Origin of the sequence: uncultured Methanobrevibacter sp. (genome assembly GCF_905235195.1) — an archaeon.
In the GTDB taxonomy this organism is placed as follows: domain Archaea; phylum Methanobacteriota; class Methanobacteria; order Methanobacteriales; family Methanobacteriaceae; genus Methanarmilla.
This window is the reverse complement of the sequence record NZ_CAJOKH010000001.1, coordinates 17,635-43,300: the sequence shown is the minus strand read 5'-3', so window position 1 is coordinate 43,300 and position 25,666 is coordinate 17,635. Positions and strand designations below refer to the sequence as shown.

General features: G+C 27.3%; 19 protein-coding genes, 2 tRNA genes and 1 pseudogene. 10 read left to right on the top strand and 12 right to left on the bottom strand.

The window, feature by feature from the left end; genetic code table 11:
• Positions 1-200 (bottom strand): annotated as a pseudogene (locus QZ146_RS00195) (IS5/IS1182 family transposase); the annotation flags it as partial.
• Between the two features lie 502 nt (positions 201-702).
• A complete protein-coding gene (locus tag QZ146_RS00190) occupies positions 703-1,602 on the bottom strand; it encodes a ribose-phosphate diphosphokinase (protein WP_295721275.1) in 900 nt (299 codons plus the stop codon).
• Positions 1,603-1,831: 229 nt separating this feature from the next.
• Between QZ146_RS00190 and QZ146_RS00185 the strand changes: the two genes are divergently transcribed.
• The 4 genes from QZ146_RS00185 (at position 1,832) to QZ146_RS00170 (ending at position 4,417) form a co-directional block, all read left to right on the top strand.
• Complete coding sequence (locus tag QZ146_RS00185; protein ID WP_295721272.1) at positions 1,832-2,158, top strand: helix-turn-helix domain-containing protein; 327 nt, start codon at positions 1,832-1,834, stop codon at positions 2,156-2,158.
• Between the two features lie 138 nt (positions 2,159-2,296).
• Positions 2,297-3,031, top strand: a complete 735-nt coding sequence (locus tag QZ146_RS00180) for an ImmA/IrrE family metallo-endopeptidase (RefSeq protein WP_295721270.1) — start codon at positions 2,297-2,299, stop codon at positions 3,029-3,031.
• 45 nt (positions 3,032-3,076) lie between these two features.
• A complete protein-coding gene (locus QZ146_RS00175; RefSeq protein ID WP_295721268.1) occupies positions 3,077-3,382 on the top strand; it encodes a DUF4258 domain-containing protein in 306 nt (101 codons plus the stop codon).
• A gap of 93 nt (positions 3,383-3,475) precedes the next feature.
• Positions 3,476-4,417, top strand: a complete 942-nt coding sequence (locus QZ146_RS00170) for a 3H domain-containing protein (RefSeq protein WP_295721266.1) — start codon at positions 3,476-3,478, stop codon at positions 4,415-4,417.
• A gap of 254 nt (positions 4,418-4,671) precedes the next feature.
• Here the strand turns inward: QZ146_RS00170 and lonB are convergent, their stop codons facing one another.
• Positions 4,672-6,618 carry an ATP-dependent protease LonB gene (lonB, locus tag QZ146_RS00165; RefSeq protein ID WP_295721280.1) on the bottom strand — a complete coding sequence of 649 codons (1,947 nt, stop codon included), beginning with the start codon at positions 6,616-6,618 and terminating at the stop codon, positions 4,672-4,674.
• A 611-nt stretch (positions 6,619-7,229) separates the two neighbouring features.
• On the opposite strand from lonB, the gene cobQ reads away from it, so the two are divergent.
• Entirely contained in the window at positions 7,230-8,834 is a 1,605-nt protein-coding gene (cobQ, locus tag QZ146_RS00160) for a cobyric acid synthase CobQ (protein ID WP_295721264.1), read from the top strand.
• A 150-nt stretch (positions 8,835-8,984) separates the two neighbouring features.
• On the opposite strand, the gene QZ146_RS00155 is transcribed toward cobQ, so the two are convergent.
• Entirely contained in the window at positions 8,985-10,151 is a 1,167-nt protein-coding gene (locus QZ146_RS00155) for a thiolase domain-containing protein (protein WP_295721262.1), read from the bottom strand.
• 10 nt (positions 10,152-10,161) lie between these two features.
• Entirely contained in the window at positions 10,162-11,202 is a 1,041-nt protein-coding gene (locus QZ146_RS00150; protein ID WP_295721260.1) for a hydroxymethylglutaryl-CoA synthase, read from the bottom strand.
• 1,202 nt (positions 11,203-12,404) lie between these two features.
• Here QZ146_RS00150 and thsB point away from each other — a divergent pair.
• The 3 genes from thsB to QZ146_RS00135 all read left to right on the top strand — a co-directional run bounded on the left by thsB (position 12,405) and on the right by QZ146_RS00135 (position 16,672).
• Positions 12,405-14,015: a thermosome subunit beta gene (thsB, locus tag QZ146_RS00145; RefSeq protein ID WP_295721258.1), complete on the top strand. Its 1,611-nt coding sequence runs from the start codon at positions 12,405-12,407 to the stop codon at positions 14,013-14,015.
• A gap of 466 nt (positions 14,016-14,481) precedes the next feature.
• Positions 14,482-15,162, top strand: a complete 681-nt coding sequence (locus QZ146_RS00140) for a class I SAM-dependent methyltransferase (RefSeq protein WP_295721256.1) — start codon at positions 14,482-14,484, stop codon at positions 15,160-15,162.
• A 28-nt stretch (positions 15,163-15,190) separates the two neighbouring features.
• Positions 15,191-16,672 carry a sodium-dependent transporter gene (locus tag QZ146_RS00135; RefSeq protein WP_295721254.1) on the top strand — a complete coding sequence of 494 codons (1,482 nt, stop codon included), beginning with the start codon at positions 15,191-15,193 and terminating at the stop codon, positions 16,670-16,672.
• Positions 16,673-16,868: 196 nt separating this feature from the next.
• Here QZ146_RS00135 and QZ146_RS00130 read toward each other — a convergent pair whose 3' ends face one another.
• Both QZ146_RS00130 and QZ146_RS00125 read right to left on the bottom strand, forming a co-directional pair.
• On the bottom strand, positions 16,869-17,138 hold the full coding sequence (locus tag QZ146_RS00130; protein WP_295721252.1) for a hypothetical protein: 270 nt from the start codon (positions 17,136-17,138) through the stop codon (positions 16,869-16,871).
• 20 nt (positions 17,139-17,158) lie between these two features.
• Positions 17,159-17,434, bottom strand: coding sequence for a hypothetical protein (locus QZ146_RS00125; protein WP_295721250.1), 276 nt, complete (start codon positions 17,432-17,434; stop codon positions 17,159-17,161).
• A 686-nt stretch (positions 17,435-18,120) separates the two neighbouring features.
• Here QZ146_RS00125 and QZ146_RS00120 point away from each other — a divergent pair.
• A tRNA-Gly gene (locus tag QZ146_RS00120) sits at positions 18,121-18,194 on the top strand.
• A 5-nt stretch (positions 18,195-18,199) separates the two neighbouring features.
• Positions 18,200-18,273 (top strand) — tRNA-Gly (locus QZ146_RS00115).
• A gap of 727 nt (positions 18,274-19,000) precedes the next feature.
• On the opposite strand, the gene QZ146_RS00110 is transcribed toward QZ146_RS00115, so the two are convergent.
• From QZ146_RS00110 to QZ146_RS00090, 5 genes are all read right to left on the bottom strand, one after another.
• Complete coding sequence (locus tag QZ146_RS00110; RefSeq protein WP_295721249.1) at positions 19,001-20,935, bottom strand: hypothetical protein; 1,935 nt, start codon at positions 20,933-20,935, stop codon at positions 19,001-19,003.
• Positions 20,936-21,279: 344 nt separating this feature from the next.
• The gene (asd, locus tag QZ146_RS00105) at positions 21,280-22,329 is read right to left on the bottom strand and encodes an aspartate-semialdehyde dehydrogenase (protein ID WP_295721248.1); all 1,050 of its coding nucleotides are present in this window, start codon (positions 22,327-22,329) and stop codon (positions 21,280-21,282) included.
• A gap of 81 nt (positions 22,330-22,410) precedes the next feature.
• Positions 22,411-23,229: a 4-hydroxy-tetrahydrodipicolinate reductase gene (gene dapB / locus QZ146_RS00100; RefSeq protein WP_295721246.1), complete on the bottom strand. Its 819-nt coding sequence runs from the start codon at positions 23,227-23,229 to the stop codon at positions 22,411-22,413.
• Positions 23,230-23,317: 88 nt separating this feature from the next.
• Positions 23,318-24,211: a 4-hydroxy-tetrahydrodipicolinate synthase gene (gene dapA, locus QZ146_RS00095; RefSeq protein WP_295721244.1), complete on the bottom strand. Its 894-nt coding sequence runs from the start codon at positions 24,209-24,211 to the stop codon at positions 23,318-23,320.
• Complete coding sequence (locus tag QZ146_RS00090) at positions 24,201-25,430, bottom strand: aspartate kinase (RefSeq protein WP_295721242.1); 1,230 nt, start codon at positions 25,428-25,430, stop codon at positions 24,201-24,203. The genes dapA and QZ146_RS00090 overlap by 11 nt, the downstream gene beginning before the upstream one ends.
• Between the last annotated feature and the right edge of the window lie 236 nt (positions 25,431-25,666).

The following is a 25,666-nucleotide window of genomic DNA, read 5'->3' as shown; positions in this document are numbered from 1 at the left end:
TCTTTTAAGATAAATGGAATGTCTAATCCAAAGAACATGCTGATGAATATGATTTTAAATGTAAATACTTGTTTGTTAATGTTTTTAAAACCATTTGAAACTAATATTTCAGAAGTTTCTCTGCAATCCATAATTTTAAATATTTCTTTCAACAAAGTATAATTTGGGTCTTTAATATCTAAATTTAATCTCTGTTTCATTTTGATCATCAAATAAATATATGTAATACATACTATTTAAATTTAACGATATAAAGACCCTATTTATTAAAAATAATGAAAATTAAATTGTATTTTTACAAACAATTATAAATAAATATGATAAACATAAAAAATAAGAAATTTTAGCCCAAATTTTATTCAGAAAATTTCAGGCCCCTAAAAGTTAAGTTATACAAAAATAAGCTTTATAGATACCCATTTGATTGAATTTGAATTAAATGATAAAGAATAAAAATATTGGAGGTTATAATCCTTTTTCAAAAATTAGAGTAAAATTGAACAAAAATACATATTATAAAAATTTTTGTAATAATCAAATAGGATTTCTACAAAAGTCCAAAAATATAAAACCTTTATAAATTTTATAAACATATAATTATTTTTTAAATTTAATATCAAAAATGTAAAAACAATCAAAATTGAATAAAATAAAAAAAATACTAAAAAAAAATAAAAAATATTAAAAAATACTGAGATAAAATTATTCCCTTAGATGATTAGCAATAGTTTTTGCCAGACTTATACTGCTTACATCAGATTTCAATGTGTCAGTTCCTGCAAGGTCCTTTGCCCCTGCAGCAAAAATTTTACTAATAGCATCATTTACAAGTGTTGGATGTACACAACATACATTTACACTTACTGCACCATGTTCTTTTAAAATGTTTATAGCGTTAACTATTGTACCACCTGTTGCAATAATATCATCAATAATGACAGCTTCCTTTCCTTTAACAGAAGATATTTCCACTTTACTACCATTATCCTCACTTTCATCTATATCTGCTATAGTAGTTTCAACTTTATCAGGTCCAAGTCTGACTTTTTTAAGATATGTACAATTACATCCTAAAATTTCTGAAATTTCCTCTGCAAAACCTAAAGCACCTTTATCTGGAGCAATAATAATTGGGTCATTTGTTATTTCACTTACATAGTCTGCAATAGCTGGCATAGCAGACAAATTATATGCTGGAATATTGAAGAATTTCCTAACACAATCTTCATGAAGGTTGATTGATGCAAATTCATCAGCACCAGCCATTTCAATTAATTCGGCAACAATCTTTGCTGATATTGCTTCACCATCATTAAATCTACGTTCTTGTCTTGCATAACCCATAAAAGGAACAATAACTTTAACTTTTTTTGCCCCCAAATCTTTAAGATTCCTTATTAAAAACAATAATTCAACAAGAGTCTCATCTTGAGGAAAACCTGTAGATTGAATAATAGTAACCTCTTCATCAACATTTCCATGTACACGTAAATATTTTTCACCATCAGGGAATTTTTTAGTTTCGACCCTAACAAAAACATCATTTAACTCTTTTGCCACATTAGCTGCTAATTTTTGAGAAGCTGAACCACTTACAATCAAAATATCACCAATCAATATTATTATATATAAATAATTATATTTAGATATTTGAAATATAAAAAATTTTTGTAAATCACTAATTTATTAAATAATAAGCTTTTTGATAGAAAAAATAATAAATTTATATGGAAAAATTTAAAAAAAATTATATTTAAATGGAATAAAAATACTAAAAGCTTATATAAAGATTATGTCAAAACTATAATTAATTAGTATAATAGTGAGAAAAATGGAAAGTGTAGGAAGTAGATTAAAAAATTTAAGAAAACACTATAACTTTACACAATCAGATATTGGAAAATATCTTGATTATAATCAGGGACAAATTGCAAGAATTGAAAATGATAGCAGAAAACTACAAAAATCTGCTTTAAAAAAATTATGCGATTTATATAATTGTAGTGAAGATTATATTCTCTATGGAAATGAAGAATATAAAATAAATACCTATGTATTTAGGTCTGATATTCACAATAAAGATTTAAATGGTCTTGCAAAAATGAATAGAATATTAAAAGACATTGAATATTTAAATGAAATTACTAAAGACCTATAATAAGTATTATTAGTTTAATAATTCTTGTTTATAAATATGATTTAAAATATTGATGAAAAATCATAATTACGATTCTCTTATAATGATATAATAGATTTAAACTTAAAAAAATAATATTAAGCATTATTGGTGAATAAAATGGATTATTCTAACTATTTTGAAATGAATGAACTTGCAAATAAATGTAGGAGAAAATGGAATATTCATGATAATAACCCTATTGACATAATATCCCTCGCCTTAAATAAAATTAATAATCTCACTATATCCTTTTTAAAATTTGATGGAAACTTTAGCGGATCATCTTGTATAGTATCCAATCAAGTACTTATCTTTATTAACTCAAATCACCCTTTAGGAAGACAAAGATTTACATTGGCACATGAAATCTATCATTTAATGGCTGAAAGGAACTATATAAACATAAGCTCACTAAGTCATGAAGAAATTGAATCTAATGCTGAAAACTTTGCATCATGTCTCCTTTTACCTCATGGAGGATTAGATTCATATGAAGAGGAATTTAATATTGAAAAATGGACACTTGAAGACATTATTAAAGCAGAACAATATTATCAAATAAGTCATGATGCATTTTTATTTAGACTAAATCTCCTTGGAAAAATTACAGAGGAAGAACGTGAAAAGTTCAAACCACACATTAAAAGAAATGCAAGAAAGCTTGGTTTTACACAGCAATTATATGAATCCTATACTAATTACGAAGAATTGGTCATAGGCAATTACATTAGACTAATCGAATTATCATACGATAATCAATTAATCAGTAAAGAAAAAAGAGATAAACTTCTTTTTAACAAATATAAGGAATATTCTATAAATAAAGATGAAAATAAAAAATATGAAAAATAAAGGGTGGAAAAAGAATAAAAATTAGTATTAAAAAAGGGATAAACTATGGCAAATAATAGTTACAGTATTTCAGATGTAGATGAGATTCTCATGAGTTTAAATGGAAATAAATTAATATTTACAAAACACAGCTTTAAAAGAGAACAATCAAGGGAGATTAGTGAAGAATATATTCGAAAGGTAATATTGAATGAAGACCCTTTAGATATAGAACAAGACAAAAGGAATGAATTTAAATTGTATTACCCTTCCGAAAACTATTCCAATAAAGAATTAGTTATAATAATAGCAATCGATAAAGATAAATCTGTAATAATCCAAAGTGTATGGGAATCAAAAAGAATTATATAAATATTTTATAAAGATTCTATATATAAATTTAAAAATAATAGGTTATTAATTATTAAACATTATTATTGAAAAAAAACTTTGAGAGGAATTTAAATGAAACCATATGTAATTTTAATAGGAAGTGCTTCTGGAATAGGCAAATCAACAGTTGCATCTGAGTTAGCTAAATCACTTAATATAAAACATTTAATTGAATCTGATTTTATAAGAGAAGTTGTAAGAGGAATTATTGGGGATGATTATGCACCTGCGTTACATAGTTCATCATATAATGCTTATAAAACACTTAGAAATCAGAACAGATATAAAAATGAAGAAGAATTAATTAGTGCAGGTTTTGTAGAACATTCTTCTTTTGTACTACCTGCAATTGAAAAGGTTATTGAAAGAGCTGTTAAAGATCATGATGATATTATTATTGAAGGAGTTCATTTGATTCCGGGAATGATTGACTTAGATAAATTTAAGGATAATGCTTCTGTTCATTTCTTTGTTTTAAGTGCAGATGAAAATTCTCATAAAAACCGTTTTGTAAAAAGAGCTACAGAAATTGGAAGAGGCGGAAAACAACTAGATTACTTTATGGAAAATCGTATTATTCATGATTATTTAATGTCACAAGCCCAAAAAAATGACATTAAAGTAATTCAAAGTGATAATATTGATGGAACTGTTAAAAAAATATTATCAGACATTAATGAAAGCTGTGAAAGTTTAAAATTAAAAAATACAGTTGATGAATTATATGATGTAGCAGATATTATTATTAGAAAATATAATGGTACCATAAAAAATGTTTCATATCCAATTAAAGGTTTTAAAGAACCCTTAGTTAGAATGATTAATGTTTCTGAAGTTGAAGAATATGAAAAATTCCTTAATAATTTAAATAATTATGATGAGAGAAAAAGAGATTTAGAAAATCTATATAATTTAAGTGAATATCGCCAAACAACTATCTGTGCAATAAATAAAGAAACACTTGAAGATATTAAAAATGAATTAGATAAAAAAGGCTTTTTATATAAAGAATAAAATTTCAAATATAAATATTTTTAAAGGGAAAATTTAGACTGCTAAAATGATTTTAAAGAAAAAAAGCTTATAGTAAATTACTAAACTTTTATTATACTTGTTTATATATGATTTATAATAAAAATTTGGTAAATAACTATAAAAATAATTTTTATTGAATATTAAAAAATAGTCTAATAAGACAAAATAAATAAAATTAAATAAAATAAAAAAAGAAAAATTAGAAAAATAAAAAAATAAATAAAATTTAGAAATTAGTGTGCTTGTGGAGTGTTTATTGAAATATCAGAAACAGAATCACTAACAGATTCTCTAATTTCTTTAATTTTAGCCATTAAATTATCTTTTCTAGAACCATTTATTAAAATATTATCAAGTACATCATCAATAGTTTCAATTGGGATAATTTCAATCATTTCTTTATATCTATCCTCAATCATAACATCACCTAAATTAGATTTAGGAATAAGTACTTTCTTAATACCTGCTTCTGCAGCTGCTTCTATTTTTCCAGTAGCTCCACCAATAGGCATTACATCACCACGAACACTTAATGAACCAGTGAGTGCTACTGTTTGATCTACAGGAATACCTTCAACTGCAGAAATAACTGCTGCAGTCATAGAAACACTAGCAGAATCTCCTTCTACACCATCATATGCTTGAAGGAACTGTACATGAATATCATAATCAGATATATCAACTTGGGTGTATTTTTTAATAATAGCTGAAATATTTTGTACACTAGCCTCAGCAATTTCTCCTAATTTACCAGAGACAATGATTTTACCTTCATTTTTACTGTTTGCCGGAGCCATTTCAGCAGCAATTGGCATAACAATACCACTTCTATCTCCTATAATAGCTAAACCATTAACCACACCAACTCTTCCACCTTCAGCACTGAATACAGAGTAATCTTTTCTATTTTGAATAGACATATCTGCCATTTGTTGTTCAAGAGTTCTAGCAAATCTTTTAGCTTTTACAACATGTTGTGCAGTAACAAATGATTCACCTTCTTCTTTAGCAACATCTCCAGATGATCTTACAAGACCACCTAAATCTCTAAGTTTAAGGGTTAATGCATCTTTTTTACCTGCTCTACGTTTAGCTTCAAGAATAATTTCATCCATAGCTGTTGTATCAAATGGTGGAATTCTTCCATCATTTTTAATTTCCTGTGCTACAAATCTTACAAGTTTTTTACGGTTTTCATCATTATCATCCATATGGTCTTTCATATAGACTTCATAACCATATCCCCTAATTCTTGAACGCATTGCAATATGCATACCTTCTAAAACCTTAATATTACCAGATGCTACTAATACAAAGTCACATGGTACTGCTTGAGAACGAACCATCGCACCACTACTGTTTTCACTTTGACCCGTAATAGCATAACGTTTTTCTTGCATTGCAGATAAGAGCTCTTGTTGAGTTTTCATACTCATAGTACCAATTTCATCAATGTATAAAACACCATTATGAGCCTTATGAATCATTCCAGGTTCTACACGTTCATGAGCAGGAGTTCCTAAACCACCAGATTGATATGGGTCATGTCTCACATCACCAAGAAGTGCACCTGCATGAGCACCAGTTCCATCGAAAAATGGTGCAAATCTTTTATCTGAATTATTTACTAATAATTTAGGACCTTGAGAAATATTTTTAGGTTTGATTTGAAGTCCAATTAAAAATATGAATGCAGATGCAATAATTGATTCAAGTAATGCATTGTAGAAAAATCCTAAAGCCAATACTCCTGCAATTGCTACCATTATAATTAATGATTTTCTCTCCTCATAAATTTTAGATGAAGATTTAGCACTATTTACAATAATTTTACCTTCACCTGCAGGAACTGTCCTTATTAAAGGATGATTCTGATCATCAGGATTAGGATATACAAGAACATCTTGTAATATTTCAGGAGGTAATAATTCTGACATTCCCTTTGCAAGCATTGATTTTCCAACACCAGGATTACCTATTAAAAGAACATTTCTCCTTTGTTTAGCTGCTTTTTTAATAGTTTCAACAGCTTCTTCATGACCAATAACTTGGTCTATTAAAAGAGGAGGAATATCAATATCTTCACTAGTTTTAACAGATTCATAATCAACCATAGGTCCTAATTTTTCTGTTTCAGGAACTAGATCATCAGTTATCTCATTATTTTCATCTGAAGACATGTCCTCTTGAGAATTTTCTGATTCATCATCAATTTGAGGTTTTAAAATTACATCTTTATTTTCATCATTAGAATCATCAAGATTAACATCACTATTATCATCAGTAATGTTTTCATCTAAAACCTCTTCTTCATTAATAGAAGAATCATCTTTTGATTCTTCTCTAATAGAGGAATCGTTTTTTAATTCCATAAATAAACCTCATAATTATTTTTATAAATAAAATATCAATAATAAATTATCTTTTTAACTTATTATTTACCTATATTAACATACATTAATAACTTATGTTAAATTAGTATAAAAAGATTTTTGTTTTAGTAAATTAAAGTAATTAAAATATTAAAATATAGAGAAAATCTACCCTCTCTTTTATTAAAATAATAGTTTTTGGCACTTTCAAAAACTTGTATTGAAAATCAAGTATAAGTTAAAAAAATATAAATATACTTTAATAATAATTAATAAAAACTTATAATGAAGATAAGAATAAATTTAATTAATTTTTAAAAACTATATTAAATAAAAAAATAATGAAAATTTTCAAAATAACTAAAAATAATATTGATATTTAGAGTAACAATGAATAATATTAAATTTAAGGTAATTTTATGACAAAAACATTAATGATTCAAGGCACATCATCCAATGCAGGAAAAAGTTTACTTGTAGCTGCATTATGTAGAATTTATATGAAAAGAGGATATAAGGTAGCGCCCTTTAAATCTCAAAACATGTCACTAAATTCATACACTACTAAAGAAAATGGTGAAATGGCAGTTGCACAATATTTACAATCATTAGCAGCTAAAATTGAACCTGAAATAGATATGAATCCTATTTTACTTAAACCGAAAGGTAATTTTATTTCTCAAGTTATTATACAAGGAAAAGTAGTAGATGATATGGATTTCTACACTTATCAACATGATTTTAAACAAGAAGCAATACGTGCCATGAATGAATCATACAAGAGACTTAGTAAAAAATATGACATTATATTTATAGAAGGTGCAGGTTCTCCATCTGAAATAAATATGAGAGAAGAAGATATTGCAAATATGGAAGTTGCACACATGGCAGATTGTGATGTAGTTCTTGTTGCAGATATTGATAGAGGAGGAGTTTTTGCTGCAATTGCAGGAACATTTGCACTTCTTAATGAACGTGACCATGCACGTCTTAAAGCTGTAATAATCAATAAATTTTCAGGAAACCTAGACATATTAATGCCGGGAATTGAAAAATTAGAAAACATTATTAAAGCACCAGTTTTAGGAGTTATACCTTTTGATAAAAGTCTTAAATTACCTGAAGAAGATTCCCAATCTTTAGCAGATCATAAATTCCTTGAATATGAGGATAAACAAAAGGATATTACTATTGGAGTTATAAAATTACCTAAAATAGCTAATTTTACAGATATAGATCCTCTTGAAACAGAGCCAGATGTAAGGATTAAAATGGTATCAATATATGATTCACCAAGTGAACTTGATGATGTGGATATGATAATCATTCCAGGTACACGTACCTCAACAAGTGATGCAAAGGCATTAGTAGATAGCGATCTTGGAGAAAAAATAATTGAAAGAGGAGAAAAAATACCTGTAATTGGAATTTGCGGTGGTTACCAAATATTAGGCCAAGAATTAATTGACGAAAATATGAAAGAATCTAATCTTAAACATGTAACAGGCCTTGGACTTCTTAATTTAAAAACAGAATTTACAAACACCATTAAAGCAGCATGCCAGACAAAATTAAGAGTTCCTGATAATGACTATTTATGCGGACTTGCAAAAATCATATTTAAAGGTCTTGAAGAAGAAGAGTTAACAGGTTATGAACAACATGAAGGCACAAGTACCATAATAAATCCTTCAATCAACAGTACTTTTCCACTATTTATTGTTGAAGAAGGGGTGGGAAATGATTATGACAGTCCCTTTGACGGGGCATGTGGACAGTCAAATGTATTCGGCACATATGTTCATGGAATATTCCACAATTACAATTTACGTCGAAACCTATTAAACCATATAAGGAAAAATAAGGGATTAAAATTAGATGATGGTGTAAGTGATCCTTATGAAGATAGTTTAGATAATTCCCTTGAACAATTGGCACAATTAATTGAAGAAAATGTAGATATGGATTATATTGATAAATTAATTTTTGGAGACGACTACACGTATACAACAGCATCTAAATAAATAAAAAAAAAGTTTTCTAAAAAATTACCAATGAAAAAAAAAATATCTAAAAAAAAGATGAAAAAAACTAGAATACTACTTTTATCTAAAAAAAATTATCTAAAAAATATTAAAGAAAAATTAAAAAAAAATAAGAAAAAAAGAAAAAACCTAATTATTATTAGGTTCTCTACCGAAGATATGTACAGCACAGGTTCCTCCTGTACCACCAACATTTTGAGTAAGTCCTATTTCTGCATTATCTACTTGACGTTTACCTGCTTCTCCTCTTAATTGCCATACAACTTCAGCTGCTTGAGCAATACCAGTTGCACCAAGAGGATGTCCTCTAGCTTTAAGTCCACCAGATGGATTAATAGGGAAATCACCATCAGTTCTAGTTTGACCTTCAGCAACTACCACTCCACCTTGACCTTTCTGACAGAATCCTAAATCCTCAATAGCTAGAATACCATTAATTGAGAAACAATCATGAACTTCTGCAAGGTCAATATCTTTAACAGTTAAACCTGCTTGTTTATATGCTCTTTGTGATGCAGCTTTAGTTGCACCAAGAGTAGTTATATCTTTCCTATCATGAAGTGCAATAGTACCTGATGCCTGTTGTGAAGCTCTAACATAAATTGGTGTATCTGTATATTTATGAGCATCTTCAGCAGGACATAATACAACAGCAGAAGCACCATCTGAAACTGGTGAACAATCAAATAAAGTTAAAGGATCTGCAACCATAGTAGCATTTAATGCTTTATCAACAGTAATTTCAAATGGGAATTGTGCCCTTGGATTATTTGATGCATTATGATGAGCAACCACTGCAAATTCTGCAAGTTGTTCTCTGGTAGTACCATATTCATGCATATGTCTTTTTGCAATCATTGCATATAATGATGGGAATGTTGCACCTTGTTGAGCTTCCCATTCAATATCAGATGCAGTTGCAATAGCTGGTGTTGCATCTACAACATCAGTCATTTTTTCCACACCTGCAGAAACTACAATATCATGATAACCAGAAGCAACAGCAAAAATTCCTTGTCTTAAAGCGAGACTTCCAGATGCACATGCTGCTTCTACTCTAGTACATGGAATAGGGTTTAAACCCATATGATCTGCAATAAGTGATGCAATATGTTCCTGATTTACAAATAAACCGGAAGACATATTTCCAACATACATTGCATCTAAATCATTTCCTCCAATATTTGAATCTTCCATTGCACCTAGACCTGCTTCTGCAATAAGGGATCTAAATGATGCGTCCCATAGTTCTCCAAATTTAGTTTGTGAAACACCTATAATAGCTACGTCTCTCATTTTTACACCCCTATATCATTTTTATTTTACCTTTATATTTAGCATAAACTGCATAATCCACATATTTCTTTGTAGCAATGTAATCTTCAGTTTTACTAGCTAAATCTCTGACTTCTTCTATTCTATCGTTAACTTCCATTACAAAAGCATCACTACCAGCACCAGAACCATAACTTACAATAAACAATCGGTCACCTGCTTTAGCATGATCTAAAATATTAGATAAACCTAAAGGAACAGCACCAGAATATGTATTTCCAATATTAGGAGTTAATAAACCATATTTATATTGTTCTTGAGTAAATCCAAATGATTTTGCAGCTCTTAAATAAAATTTACCGTTAGGTTGGTGGAAACAACAATAATCATAATCTTTTGCATTTGAATCAGTTAATTCAAACATTCTTTTTGCAGCACCTTCAACATGCTTAAAGTATGCTGGCTTACCTGTAAATCTTCCACCATGAGAGGGATAATTTTGACCTTCTCTTCTGTAAAAATCTGGAGTATCAGTTGTGAAACTACATGTTTTTTCAATATCTGCAATTGTATTTTCTTTACCTATAACATAAGCAGCACCACCGGCAGAAGCAGTATATTCTAAAGCATCACCTGGAGCTCCTTGTGAAGTATCTGCTCCGATAGCTAAACCATAGTCAATCATACCAGATTCGACTAAACCCATATTTATTTGAATTCCTGCAGTACCTGCTTTACAAGCAAATTCTAAATCTGCTGCAGTTAAATTTGGAGTTGCATCAATTGCATCAGCAACAATAGTAGCAGTTGGTTTTACCGCATATGGATGAGATTCAGAACCAACATAAACTGCCCCAATTTTTTTAGAATCAATTTGAGCTCTTTTTAATGCATTTCTAGCTGCCATGACAGATATAGTAACAGTATCTTCATCAGAAGCTGGTACTGATTTCTCATTAACAACTAAACCACTTTTAAAGGATTCAGGATCATCACCCCAAACTTTGGCAATTTCTTCAACCTTAATCCTATAAGATGGCACATAAGCACCATAACCTACGATTCCTACCATAAAATCACACCGTAATTTATTATAATGAAATTTAGAAATTGATTATAATCTCTTGAATTGTCTTAAGCAATTTCAATATAATTATAAACTTAATTGGCTTAAAAAATAATACCAATAATTCCATAATAAAAACAATTATTCCATAATAAAAATTTTCAAATTCATAATGGAATTTTTAAGTTAAAATTAATTTAGCTAAAATCAACTAAATTAAATTATCATATTATAATAATTGTTTTTAAAACATATAAAAGTATATATTTTTTTTTAAGTGTTATTTCATATAAATGAGAAATTATTAATTATGTTATTAGAAAAAATAAATGTTGATTATATTCTAAAATATATACTTAGAGATTTTTAAGAGTAATTAATAATATACTTATTAAAGAGATTAGTAAAAAGCTTATTTTTTCATATTTAAAAATTTTAATATTAAAAGACTGATTTTGCCACATTTAATTTTAATTATATATTTTTTAAAAAATTTAGAGTATTAGATGTTTTTAAAAAATATTATCTTATCAAGATTTTCTAAGATAAATTAAATTATAGTAAATTACTAAACTTTTATTATATTTGTTTATAAATGATTTATAATAAAATTGGTAAAAACTATAAATAGATTTTATCCATTTAAAATATCATCACCATCTAATATCAAAAAAAATCAATAAGTTCTATCCACCTAATATAACAACCTCAAATATTAAAAAATTTAAAATAATATTAAAAAAATTTAAAATAAAATATATTTATTATTGAATAATTAAAATTAATAAAGGAAAAGTTGAGAATATTCTAGAAAAAATAAGTGTTATTTAAAAAAATAATAATAAGATATAAAAAATTATATTATAATAATTTAGTATATATAAAGAAATATTAAATGAAAATATAGATTTTTATAGGTTTAATACCCATAATACCAATTATTAACTTTTAGTTACAATAATTTACTTTTAACCATAAAGTATTTATATAACCTTAAACCCAGTTGTATATGTAGATGTTTTTTTTAATTAAAAATTTTATAAATTTTAAAATTAATAAGAGGAGTATGAAAATTTTACTAAGATACAGATAGTTAAAATTAGTAAAATAAAATGTTTAACTGTTAAACTCTTCAAAACATCAAAATCATTTTAAATAAAAATTTACTATTTAGTAATAATTACTAAATTTAATATAGAGGTGAAAATATGGCACAACAAGGTCAACCTATTTTTATTTTACCAGAAGGAACCAACAGGTTACTTGGTAGAGATGCACAAAGAAATAATATTTTAGCGGGTAAAGTTTTAGCTGAAACTGTAAGAACTACTTTAGGTCCAAAAGGTATGGACAAAATGTTAGTAGATGGACTTGGAGACATTGTAGTAACTAATGATGGAGTTACCATCTTAAAAGAAATGGATATTGATCATCCTGCAGCAAAAATGCTTGTTGAAGTTGCAAAAACTCAAGAAGATGAAGTAGGAGACGGAACTACTACTGCTGTTATTATTGCAGGAGAATTATTAAAACAATCTGAAAATTTATTAGATATGGATATTCACCCAACCATTATTGCAATGGGATACAGACAAGCTGCTGAAAAAGCACAAGAAATTTTAGAAGACATTGCAATTGCTGATATTAACACTGCAATGTTAAACAAAGTAGCAATTACTGCAATGACCGGTAAAGGAACTGAAAAAGCTCGTGAACCTCTTGCTAAAATCGTTGTTGAAGCTGTCGAACAAGTTGCTGAAGATGGAAAAGTTGACATTGACCATATTAAAATTGAGAAAAAAGAAGGAGCATCTGTTGAAGAAACTGAACTCGTTCAAGGTGTTATTGTAGACAAAGAAAGAGTACACCAAGGTATGCCAGATTCAGTAAAAGATGCTAAAATTGCACTTATTAACTCTGCTATTGAAGTTAAAGAAACTGAAGTTGATGCAGAAATCAGAATTACAGACCCTAGCCAAATGCAAGCATTTATTGAACAAGAAGAAAATATGTTAAAAGAAATGGTTGATAAAATTGCTGATGCTGGAGCAAATGTTTTATTCTGTCAAAAAGGTATTGATGATTTAGCTCAACATTACTTATCTAAAGCTGGAATTTTAGCTGTTAGGAGAGTAAAAAAATCAGATATTGAAAAATTATCCAAAGCTACTGGAGCAAATGTTGTAAGTAATGTAGAAGATTTAGTTGCTACTGATTTAGGTTTAGCTGGATCTGTTGAAGAGAAAAAAGTCTCTGGTGAAGATATGATCTTTGTTGAAGAATGTAGTGAACCTAAAGCTGTAACCCTCCTTATTAGAGGTAGTACTAAACATATTGCAGACGAAATTAAAAGAGCAATGGAAGATGCAATAGGCGTAGTTGCTGCTACTGTTGAAGACGGTAAAGTTGTTGCTGGTGGAGGAGCTCCTGAAGTAGCAATCGCTAAAAAATTAAAAGATTATGCTGAATCTATCAGTGGAAGAGAACAATTAGCTGTAAATGCATTTGCAGAAAGTTTAGAAGTTGTTCCTAAAACTTTAGCTGAAAATGCTGGTATTGACAGTATTGATTCATTAGTAGACTTAAGAGCTGCTCATGAAAAATCTAACACCATGGGATTAAACGTATTCAATGGTGAAGTTACTGATATGAAAGAAGCTGGAGTAATTGAACCTAAACGTGTCAAAAAACAAGCAATCCAATCTGCTTCTGAAGCTGCTGAAATGATTTTAAGAATTGATGATGTTATTGCATCTACTGCGTCAGAACCTGACCCAGCTGCTATGGGCGGAGCAGGCGGAATGCCTCCAATGATGTAATCACAAAGTGATTATAAACATTAATGAGATAGATTTTATCTATCTCTCACCTTTTTTTATAAAACAATTCATTATAAATTTCTAGAAACAACTTTTTTTACCCCTACAATATTTTCAACCATTATTACTAATAAAAACCTTTTTTTAATGTGAATATTGTTAAATATTAATTAATATTAAGATAAATTAGAAATATATTTAATTAATTTATAAAAGATTATTTTCTTAAAAGTTAATCTTTACTACTATATAATAATTATAAAAAATAAAACTTAAATATTTAAAAATAAAGAGAAACAAAATTTCATATTAAATTTTAAGATATAATTAAAAAATTAGATTATAAAATTCATAATTATATTTTTATTTATAAAAAGAAGAATAATATTTTAAAATTTTTCTTTACTAAACACTCTATTTAGATTTATAATTATATTAATAGGAAAAATAATTCAAGGTAAAAATAATGTGTCCTAAAGAAAATAAATTAAGTCAAGAAGAAATAAATGAAATCAAAAAATCAGAAACAGATGAATTATTGATAAATTGCCGTAAACCTAAAGGAGAGCTTGGAGAGCAAATGATTAAAAGAATGAACAAATCTCATGAAAGCCTAGCTCAATGGGGAATAAGCCATCTGAATATATGCGAAGATGATATAATTCTTGATATTGGCTGTGGTGGAGGAGTAAATGTTAATAGATTTTCATCAATGACGAATGCTAAAGTTTATGGACTTGATTACTCAAAAAAAAGTGTTGAAGAATCAATAAAATATAATGCTGAAGCAATTGAAAAAGGACAAGTGGAAATCTTAGAAGGAACAGTGTCAAATATTCCCTTTGAAGATGAAAGTATAGATATTGTAACTGGATTTGAAACTATTTATTTCTGGCCTGATTTTAAAGAAGATTTAAAGGAAATAAAACGTGTACTTAAAAATGATGGAGCAATATTCATTTGCAATGAGGAATTAAATGATGGACATATTGAAGAAAGATTAGGAGATAGAATGAAACTATTGGAAATGTTTGTACCATCTGAAGATGAATTAGGTCAAATGCTTGCAGACGCTGGTTTTAAAGATGTCACCACCTTTACCAAAGGGGAGACGCATTGGTTATGTGCAATTGGAAGAAAAGAATAATATTTTTTTAAATTTTTAGGTGAATCTAATGGAAAGTGAAAAAAACAAACCCCAATGGGACAGCACATTATCATTTATTATGGCAATGATTGGATCTGCCATTGGACTTGGAAATATATGGAGATACCCCTATGTTGTATATTCAAATGGGGGTGGCGCCTTTTTAATACCATATCTTATTTCTATTTTAATAATTGCCTTACCTTTCTTATATTTAGAATATGTAATAGGTTTTGAATTTAAAACATCAGTACCAAACATATATAAAAAGGTTAAAAAGCCACTTGAAGTTGTAGGTTGGTTTATTTGTTTTGTTCCATTTTTAATATTAATATATTATGTTGTAATTATTGGATGGGACATCATATATTTAGTATTAAGTATTACAAAAGGATGGGGAGCAAATACAAATACATTTTTTACAACAACATTACTTCACAGTACCACCTCCATCAGTGGATTAAGCCATATCATATGGCCAGTTTTAGGATCTTTAATAATTATATGGAGTATAATCTGGTATATTTCACGTCAAAATCTAAATAATGGTATTGGAAGATTTAGTAAAATCTTAATACCCTTACTTGTAGGAATTATGGCAGTTGTTGTTATTTACAGTATAACACTTCCAGGTGCAAATATAGGTATTAATGCATTATTTAAACCAAAATGGGATGCACTTTTCAATTTGAATATTTGGCTTGCAGCTGCAGGGCAAATTATATTTTCACTAAGTTTAGGTTGGGGCGTCATATCAACATATTCAAGTTACCTTCCAAAAAATTCTAATCTTATTAAAAATGGAGGGATAGTTGCAATTTCAAACTGTAGTTTTGAGCTATTAACTGCAATAGGAGTATTTTCAATACTTGGATTTATGTCAATAACAGAACATGTACCTATTAATCATGTAGTAACTGAGGGAACAGGGCTTATTTTTGTAGCATTTCCAATGGTATTCAATAAAATGGGACCTTATGCAAATATAATCGGACCCTTATTCTTCTTATGCGTATTCTTTGCAGGAATCACTACAACAATTTCATTACTTGAACCAATATCTAATGCAATTACTCAAAAATTTAAAATTAAAAGAGAAAATGTTGTAACAATATTATGTGCAATAGGATTTATTGTATCAACTGTATTTGCAACAGGTATGGGAACTTATTTGGTTAAAATAGCAGACTCATTCTTGAATAACTTTGGAGTTTTATTTGGAATTGTTCTTGAAGGTTTAATATTTGGATGGTTGTACAATAATAAAAAATTACTTAAAATCATTAATAAAAATGGAAAAATTAAATTAGGTAATTGGTGGGTATATCTTATCAAATATATAATTCCAATACTGTTAATCGGTATTTTAGCAAATGGAATTTATGAATTAATCTTAAATAATAATTGGTCTACTTTAATATTCCAATTAATAATTGGGATATTACTGGTAATATTTCCAACAATATTTACCCTTCTTCCAAAAAGGGAAGAAGAATTGGAAATTGAATGAAGGGTTAAAATTTTATTTTTCACTAGTGATTTTAAATTGTATTTTTATAAACAATCGACTATAGCATGATAATAATAAAAAATGAGAAAATAATTTGAATTTATATTTAATAAATTCATCCACTAAAAATATTAATAATAATAATAATAATATTGATTGAAAAAAAGTAAACTAGGAAAAATAGTTTTATCTAAAATTATAAAATGCCTAAAGCACCTAGCATTGCTTGAAGACCTAAAACAAATATAGCAAAACCACCAATAAATTCAATTAAATCAGCATATTTAATAGCAACTTTAGTACCTAAAGTACCTAATAATAGCCAAAAAATAACAAACATTAAAGATAAGCCAGCTAAAATTAGAGGATTTACACCTGCTATAACTCCCTGAGAAGAAAGTACTAAATTTTCAATATTACCAAAAATGATTAATGGTAAAAATGGTTTAAATTCATCAAATCCCATAAATTAACCCCTTAAAAAATTTAATGTATAATATGAGTTGCTTTTAGCATAGACTGAACACCTAAAATAGCAATTGCCAAACCACCAATGAACTCTATTACATCCGCATACTGAATTGCAAAAGATGTAGCAAAAGTACCTATAATCAACCAACAGGACACTGCAATAATACTGAAAAGAGCAAGTTTCTTAGAATCCACACCTACAACTACCCCTTGGGAAGCCAAGATTAAATTTTCAATATTACCAAATATTAAAAGTCCTAAAAACGGAACATAAATACTAAAATCAATCATTTACTCACCAATTCGTTATTTTTATAAGAAAAAATAATATAACAATTATATTACAATATTTTATTAAAATTTAAAGTTTCTTTAAAAAAAAACTTGGAAAATATTAAAATAATTGTAAAATTTTAAAAATCCAATAGATAATAAAATTTATTTATTCTTAATCAGTTTATTAAATAATACATTTTACTACAATATTAAGAAAAAATAAACATTTACTAAAGAAAATTCATTAAAGATATTAATAAATTAAATTAAATTAAATTAAATTAAATTAAAAATTTTTCCACTTTTAATATATAATTTTATATTATTTAAATGTTTTTAAATATCAAATAAATTATTATATTAATTATAAAAAAAATAAAATACATAATTTTATTTTATAAAAATAAATATAATATCTAAATTCAATAAGAATAAAAATAATTAAATAATTAATTAATAAATTAATTAAAAATTAGACTTTTAAAAAACTTAAAAATTAAACAACTGCTAATCATTTTTTTAAACAAAATCAAGATAAAATAAATATATTAAACTAAAAAAAAAATCATAACTTAATTTAATTAAAAATAAAAAAAATATTTTTAGAAGATCTAAAAAGTATAGGAAAATAAGCAAAAAAAACAAAAGCTTTATATATGATGTAAACCAACATTATTTTGTTGTATTAAAATATTTCAAATGCGGTGTTAGTCCAGCCTGGTTAAGACTCTAGCCTGCCACGTTAGAGACCCGGGTTCAAATCCCGGACGCCGCATATATGCAGCCGTGGTATAGTCTGGTTATTACTCTGGCCTTCCAAGCCAGCAACCCGGGTCCGAATCCCGGCGGCTGCATTTTTCTGTTTTTCGATTTTTATATATAATTTCAATAGATTATACTATTTTTTGAAATACTATTTATTGAAAATACTATTTATTGAGAATAATATTTTTTAAAAAGAAAGATTTTTTATTGACTTTTAATTTTTAAATACTTTAAAAAAATATTAATTTTAGATAAGTTAAAAGCTGAACTATCATATGAAAAAGTAAAAAATTTTTGCAAGAAAAAATATCAATTTACTTTAAATAACCTATCATAAAAATGAATGATAATTTTAAAAGTATATAATTAAATAGTGAATATTAAATTTAAAAAAGTCATTGTGAAATAATAAAAAATAATTTATTTGGAATATATATAATATACCATCGTATAAAAATTAATTATAAATTTCTAATAAAACATTATTAAGTTTTAGCTAAAAAATAAAAAAATTTCATATGACATTTAAAGTTTTAATCATTAATTATTGTGTTTTAATTTTATATTAAAACATAAAGATTTACAAAAAACGCTATATTAGCTATTAATACTTAAAATATACATAAATAGATTTAATAAAAAAGATTAAAGAAAGATTAAATAAAATTATATAAAAAATATTAAAAAAAAGATAGATTAAATTATATAAAAAGAATGATAAAAAAGATAAATTAAATTATATAAAAAAGGATATTAAATGAAAAAAAATTTAAATTAAAAAAAGTTAAAGAAAAGATAAAAATTATTGAAAAGAATTTATTCATTTACATTAGAACTATTATCAGCAACTTTAGTGTAAACTACTTTATCATCCTTTTCATGAGATTCAACATATCCTTTTCTAATTAATTTTTTCAAGATATTCTCAATACTTCCAATGGAAATCTTATCAAAAGCAACATTTTTAATATACTCATGGATTTCAGCGGAAGTCAAAGGTTCATCTGGAATTAAATTAAATACTTGAGATTGGAATGAAGTCAAATCAGGTTTAGGAGGAATAATCAATTTATGATACAAATCTTTTATTTCTTCCAGTTCCTTAATATTATCGTCTTTCTCTTGAAGTTCTTTTCTAAGATCCTCATTTTCAATATTTGTATTTGAAGAACCATTAACATTACCAGATTCAATATCCTTTATTTGAGACTGTAATTGTTCTAAGTTTTTCAAATCGTTATTATGTTGAGCTTCAAGTTCGGAAAATAAATCCTTAATTTTTTCCAAACGATCAATTTTCTTATCTTTAAGTGAGTTTTCTTTTTTAAGTCTATTATATTCCTCAATAGAAATTGAATTGGATTTTAAAGAATTTAATTCCTTGACAAGTTCATCATAAGTTTCACCTTCATCAGAACCTGCTTTATATTTATTTAATTCATTCAATAAATCGTCATACATTTCCTTGGAGATGGAATTGTTTTTGACATATTGAAGTTCAATTTCCAAATTAGTGTAATCCTCTTTAGAAACAGATGATTCTTTTAAACTTTCAAGTTCTTCGTTAAGATTATCATAAACCTCTTTAGAAACAGATTGAGATTTATATTTCTCATATTCATCTTTAAGTTCATTATAGGAATCTTTATCTATAGTACCTTGACGAATTTTGGTTAATTCTTCGCCTAATTCCTCATAAGATTTTTTAGGCACAGCAGTTTTCTTAAATTCATCATATTCTTTTTGAAGATTATCAAATTTTTCTTTAGAAATTGAATTTAAAAGTAAAGACCCTAGTTCATTTTCTTTAGATTCTAATTTTTTATTTGTAGAGTCTAATTCTGCTTTTATTTTTAAATATTCTTCAGATGATACACGATTTTCATTGATTATATTTAATTCCTGGCTTTTTGAAGACAATAATTCATTTGCATAATCTAAATCATTTTGAAGAGTAATCAGTTTATCATTGGATTTTTGTAAATCTTGAATAGTTGAATCTTTAGATTTAATTAATTCTCTTAAATCTTCTAATTGTTCTGTTAATTTATCATATTCAGATTTGGAAACTGAATCTTCTTTTAAACTATCAAGCTCTTCATTTTTTTGAGATAATTCATGTTTTGTATTAGTTAATTCCTCTTTAAGTTCAATGAAACTATCCTTAGAGTCAAGTTGGTTTTGTAGGTTAATGATTTGGATTTTATAATCTTCAATATTTTTTGAAAGTGATTTGATTTCTGAGTCCTTTTGACTGATAATATCAGTTTTTTCTTGAATTTTCTCATCACTTAAAGTTTCCCCTTGTTGAAAATTAGTTAAAACTTCTTCAAGAGAAGACTTAATAGAAGATATATCAGCTTCAATTGCTGTTCTAACTGATTTAATGTTATTATCAAATTCACTTAATTTACGTATTTTTTCATCTTGATTACTGATAAGATTTTCATTATCAAGAATTATTTTATTTTTAATATTAATCTCTTCATCCTTTGCATTGATGGATGATTTAAGATTATTGATTTCATCTTGAAAATCACTTTTTAGTTTTAACAATTCATTTTCCTTATCAGTTAAATTAAGCTGTAATTCATTTACAGTTTCATCATGTTGAATTTGAATTTTCTCATTTTCTAAGTTGACTCGTTGTTTTTCTGCTGCAGCTAAATCAGTTTTAAGTCTATTTATCTCTAATAAACAAGATCTAACTAATTTTTGTAGAGTCTCCCTTTCATAACTGTCAAAAACCATTATATTCTCCCAACAAAACTTTATAATAAAAAATCATGATTATTATTATAAAAATTTAAAATTTAACCAATATAAAACTTTAAAAAAAAATTCAATAAAGTAATTAATTTTAAAGTTAAAAATATTAAATTAATGTATCTTAATATAAAAAATATTATAAAATTTGAAATTTAATAATATTTTACTATAAAATAATTTTATAGATTAAATTTTATAGAATTATTTATAATTGATATATATTTTAATAGTATTTAAAGTTATTTAATAAAATTAAGGAAAAAGTAATAAGAAAAATAAGAATTAATAAAATAATGGTAAAAAAAGAAAAAATGAAATGAGAATAATTAAAGTATTTTCTCATTAATAAGTTCAGCATTTAAAACTGAAGCTCCAGCAGCACCCCTAACAGTATTATGACCTACTAATATATATTTAAAACTATTATTCATAGATGCATCTTTTCTAAGACGTCCTACAGTTACTGCCATACCACCATCAGACAATCTATCTAACCTAGGTTGTGGACGATCCTTTTCATCTTTTACAATAACAGGATTTTTAGGAGCAGAATATAAATCTAATTCTTGAGGTAAACCTTTGAAATTAGACATTACATCTTTAATATCTGCAATATTTTCATCATTATCAAGTTCGACAAAAACTGCCTCAGTATGACCATCAACTACTCCAACCCTATGACAAGAAGCAGATAAACTGAAATCAGCATTTACAACATCAGTTCCATCTAAGTTACCTAAAAGATGTAAAGTTTCACTTTCCATTTTTTCCTCTTCATTTCCAATATATGGAATAATATTATCAACAATAGCCATTGATGGAACACCATTATAACCTGCACCAGAAACCGCCTGCATAGTAGAAACATAAACCTTATTAATTTTAAATGCATCATATATAGGTTTTAATGTTAAAGTTAATGCAATTGTAGAACAATTAGGATTAGTTACAATAAAACCATCCCATCCTCTGTTTTTTTGTTGAATTTCAATTAAATCTAAAAATTCAGGATTAACCTCTGGAATAACTAAAGGAACATCATCAACCATACGCATAGCACTTGCATTTGATGCTACAACATAATCTTTTGCAAATTCCGGTTCAACTTTAGCTGCAAATTCTGTTGGAAGTGATGAAAATAAAATATCTACATCATTTGACATAGCATCAGGTGATGTTTCACATACAGTAATATCTTTTACATAATCAGGCATTGCTTCATTAAGATACCAAGTTGTTGCATCTTCATAACGTTTACCCGCTGACCTTGAAGAAGCTGCAAGAGCAGTAATCTCAAAATCAGGATGTTTATCTAAAAGTTGGATAAATCTTTGACCAACCATTCCAGTTGCACCAAGTACACCTACATTTACCATATAATCAACTCACTTACAAAAATAATTTTTATAAATAATAAAATAAGATTAGTCTAAATTATAATTAAACTAAAAATAAATCTAAATACCTAATACATCAGACATATCTGAGATTTTACCCGGTTCTGCATTAGGAATATATCTAATAGCCCTAATTACACCAGCAATGAATACTTCCCTTTTATGTGCTGTATGTTTTACTTCAAATCTTTCACCATCACCTACATAAAGTACTGTGTGGTCTCCAGTAATATCTCCACCACGTATAGCATGGACACCAATTTCAGGTTTTGTCCTTTTACCTACATGACCTTCTCTTCCATAAACTGCAACTTCCTCAGGATTACGTCCTAAAGCATCACATACAGTTTTAAGAGCTGTAACAGCAGTTCCAGATGGAGAATCTTCTTTTTGATTATGATGAGCTTCAATAATTTCAATATCGAAATCATTCAATATAGGTGTTAAATCACGGATAACTTTAAAGAACACATTAACACCAATAGAAAAATTATAAGTCATAACTGATTTAATATTATTATCAACTACAGCTTTTAAATTAGATTCCAATTGTTCTGGAGAAAATCCAGTAGTACCAACTACTAAATTAACACCACATTTACTAGCAATTTGAATAGTTTGAGCAGCTGCAGGTGCAATAGTAAAATCAACCAACACATCAGCTTGACTTTCTTTTAGAGTTTCTTCCAATTTTTCAGAACCAGTTATTGGAACACCTAATTCACCAATACCTACTTGAAGACCAATATCTTTTCCTTCAAGAGGAGTGTTAGGAAGTTCTATAGCAGCAACTACTTCCATATCATCTTGTTCTGTAATTTTTCTAACAATACCTGAACCCATTCTTCCTGCAGCTCCAGTAACAGCAACTTTTAACATAATATTATATCTCCTTAAAAAATTATTAACTAAAATTATTATTAAATTTAGAAATCAAAATAAAAAAAATAAATAAAAGGGGGAAAATCTAAATAAATCCGTCTTTTTTAAGAATATTCTTTAAAACTTTTTTGGTTTCCTCTTTAATCGGTGCAAGAGGTGGTCTTAAATCTCCTGCGGGTTTACCCATCATATGATAAGCCGCTTTAGTAGGAGCAGGACTAGTTTCCATAAATAATGCATTGATTAAAGGAATCATTTGATAATGTAAATTTCTTGCTTCATCATATTTACCTTCCATTGCAAGATGTACCATATCAACCATTCTTTTTGGATCTACATTTGCAGAAGCACTAATAACTCCTTTAGCACCAATTGAAATTAATGGTAATGTAAGACCATCATTTCCAGATAAAATATTAATATTATCATATAAACCATTTTCTTTTAAAAGACAAATAGTATCATTTGCTTTATCTAAACTAGGATTTGCTTCTTTTACAGCAGTGACTTTATCTAATTTAGCAAGTTCCACAATAGTTTCAGATGCAATATCAAGTCCAGTACGTGATGGTACATTATATGCAATAATATCAATATCAGAAACCTCATTAAGAGCCTTATAATGTTCAATTAAACCGTGCTGTTGTGGTTTATTATAGTAAGGAGTGATTACAAGTGCCTGATCTGTACCAGCATCTCCACAAAATTTTACTAAATCTAAAGCTTCAGCTGTAGCATTACTACCTGCACCAGCAATTGTAGTTACTCTACCATTTACTTCATCAACAAAAATTTCAATAAGTTGTCTATGTTCTTCATGAGTCAATGTAGCAGATTCGCCTGTAGTACCACAAACAACTAAACCTTCTACCCCATTATCTATATAAAAATTTATATTTTCCCTAAAACCTTCTTCATCGATTTTCATATCTGATGTAAAAGGAGTAAGCATTGCAACAGCAGTTCCTTCAAATTTCATCTAAAACCTCCTTAATAAGTTCAAGTGCTTTTTTACCATCTTTCCATTCAACAAACAATATAATAGCTGTTTGTGAAGAAGAGATTTCTACAATATTAATATTATTTTTGTGTAATGGTCTTGTAATATCAGAGATTATACCTGGCGTTTCCACATTAAATTCAGGACCAATAACACTTATCATAGCTATATCATTACCAATTGAAAGTGAAGATAAATTATCATTATTAACAACAAGACGATGTAATAAATGATGTGCATTATCAGATTTTTTCTTACTTACAAATACAGTCATTGAATTTGCAGCTGCAGAAATTCCATAAATATTAATATTATTTTCTGAGAGAATATTTGTAAGTTGAGAAAGCAATCCTTTAGATTCTATCATATGTTCTCCAACTACTGCAATAATAGATAATTCTTCAGGATATAATGTAGCTGATTTTAATAAATCTCCTTCAAAAGGACCAATAATTGCAGTACCTTTATCTGAAAGATTTCCTTTCTCAAAACTAATAATCTTAGCACTAATATTAGGATCTTTAAATTTTAAAGCATTTGGATGTAAAACCTGTGCACCATGTAGTGCAATATCCCTCATTTCTTCAACAGAAATTTTATCTAATTTTTCAGCCTCTTCAATTTTGCGAGGGTCAGTACTCATTACACCATCCACATCTGTAACAATAACAACTTCATCTGCACTAAGAGCATGGCCTAAAAAGAAAGCAGTTACATCACTGCCACCTCTACCAATAGTAGTAATTTGATTATTTGGACCTCTACCCAAAAATCCACATACTACTGGAATGACTCCTTGCTCTAGAAGTTGAGCAAGTTTTTTTGATTGATATTCAGAAGCTTCAAAGTTAATATTTGCTTCCAATGGATTATTATCAGTTATAATTGGCCATGCTTCATTATAAGTGTCAATGAATGTTGACTTTACACCTAAAGATTCTATGGTTGATGCCATTACTCTTGCACTTGTCATTTCCCCCATAGATAATATTTCTGCCATCTGTTGAGGAGAAGCAATATCCCCTATAGCTTCTTCTGCAACCTGAATCAAATCATCTGTAGTTTTGTTAATAGCTGAAACTACAACTACAACTTGATTACCTTTCATATATTCATTTACAACAGATTGGGCAGCTTTTTTTATTCTGGAACCATCTCCAACAGAGGTTCCCCCAAATTTTGCCACTATTAATTCCATTGAATTCACCATAATCTAAAAATTTAATAAAAAATTTAAAGTTAATTATTATTAATTTAATAATTTTTAAAAAATTATTACACACATATATTATACATTTATAAATTTTAAATATACACATTAATATATTTTTATAAAATATTAAAATTTAATCTCAAAAAATTGTATTTATTTCATTAAACTACTAACTAAATAAATTGTATTTTTCATTTAGCTAATAAATTAACTAAAAAAGT

Excerpts from the sequence above, each read along its gene's own strand:
- dapB (WP_295721246.1), bottom strand. The coding sequence starts at position 23,229 with ATGTTAAAAGTTGCTGTTACTGGAGCTGCAGGAAGAATGGGTTCAGGT.
- dapA (WP_295721244.1), bottom strand. The coding sequence starts at position 24,211 with ATGAAATTTGAAGGAACTGCTGTTGCAATGCTTACTCCTTTTACATCA.
- QZ146_RS00125 (WP_295721250.1), bottom strand. The coding sequence starts at position 17,434 with ATGATTGATTTTAGTATTTATGTTCCGTTTTTAGGACTTTTAATATTT.
- asd (WP_295721248.1), bottom strand. The coding sequence starts at position 22,329 with ATGGTAAATGTAGGTGTACTTGGTGCAACTGGAATGGTTGGTCAAAGA.
- QZ146_RS00140 (WP_295721256.1), top strand. The coding sequence starts at position 14,482 with ATGTGTCCTAAAGAAAATAAATTAAGTCAAGAAGAAATAAATGAAATC.
- QZ146_RS00175 (WP_295721268.1), top strand. The coding sequence starts at position 3,077 with ATGGCAAATAATAGTTACAGTATTTCAGATGTAGATGAGATTCTCATG.
- QZ146_RS00185 (WP_295721272.1), top strand. The coding sequence starts at position 1,832 with ATGGAAAGTGTAGGAAGTAGATTAAAAAATTTAAGAAAACACTATAAC.
- QZ146_RS00155 (WP_295721262.1), bottom strand. The coding sequence starts at position 10,151 with ATGAGAGACGTAGCTATTATAGGTGTTTCACAAACTAAATTTGGAGAA.
- QZ146_RS00130 (WP_295721252.1), bottom strand. The coding sequence starts at position 17,138 with ATGGGATTTGATGAATTTAAACCATTTTTACCATTAATCATTTTTGGT.
- QZ146_RS00170 (WP_295721266.1), top strand. The coding sequence starts at position 3,476 with ATGAAACCATATGTAATTTTAATAGGAAGTGCTTCTGGAATAGGCAAA.
- cobQ (WP_295721264.1), top strand. The coding sequence starts at position 7,230 with ATGACAAAAACATTAATGATTCAAGGCACATCATCCAATGCAGGAAAA.
- lonB (WP_295721280.1), bottom strand. The coding sequence starts at position 6,618 with ATGTCTTCAGATGAAAATAATGAGATAACTGATGATCTAGTTCCTGAA.
- QZ146_RS00180 (WP_295721270.1), top strand. The coding sequence starts at position 2,297 with ATGGATTATTCTAACTATTTTGAAATGAATGAACTTGCAAATAAATGT.
- QZ146_RS00110 (WP_295721249.1), bottom strand. The coding sequence starts at position 20,935 with ATGGTTTTTGACAGTTATGAAAGGGAGACTCTACAAAAATTAGTTAGA.
- QZ146_RS00150 (WP_295721260.1), bottom strand. The coding sequence starts at position 11,202 with ATGGTAGGAATCGTAGGTTATGGTGCTTATGTGCCATCTTATAGGATT.
- QZ146_RS00135 (WP_295721254.1), top strand. The coding sequence starts at position 15,191 with ATGGAAAGTGAAAAAAACAAACCCCAATGGGACAGCACATTATCATTT.
- QZ146_RS00090 (WP_295721242.1), bottom strand. The coding sequence starts at position 25,430 with ATGGAATTAATAGTGGCAAAATTTGGGGGAACCTCTGTTGGAGATGGT.
- thsB (WP_295721258.1), top strand. The coding sequence starts at position 12,405 with ATGGCACAACAAGGTCAACCTATTTTTATTTTACCAGAAGGAACCAAC.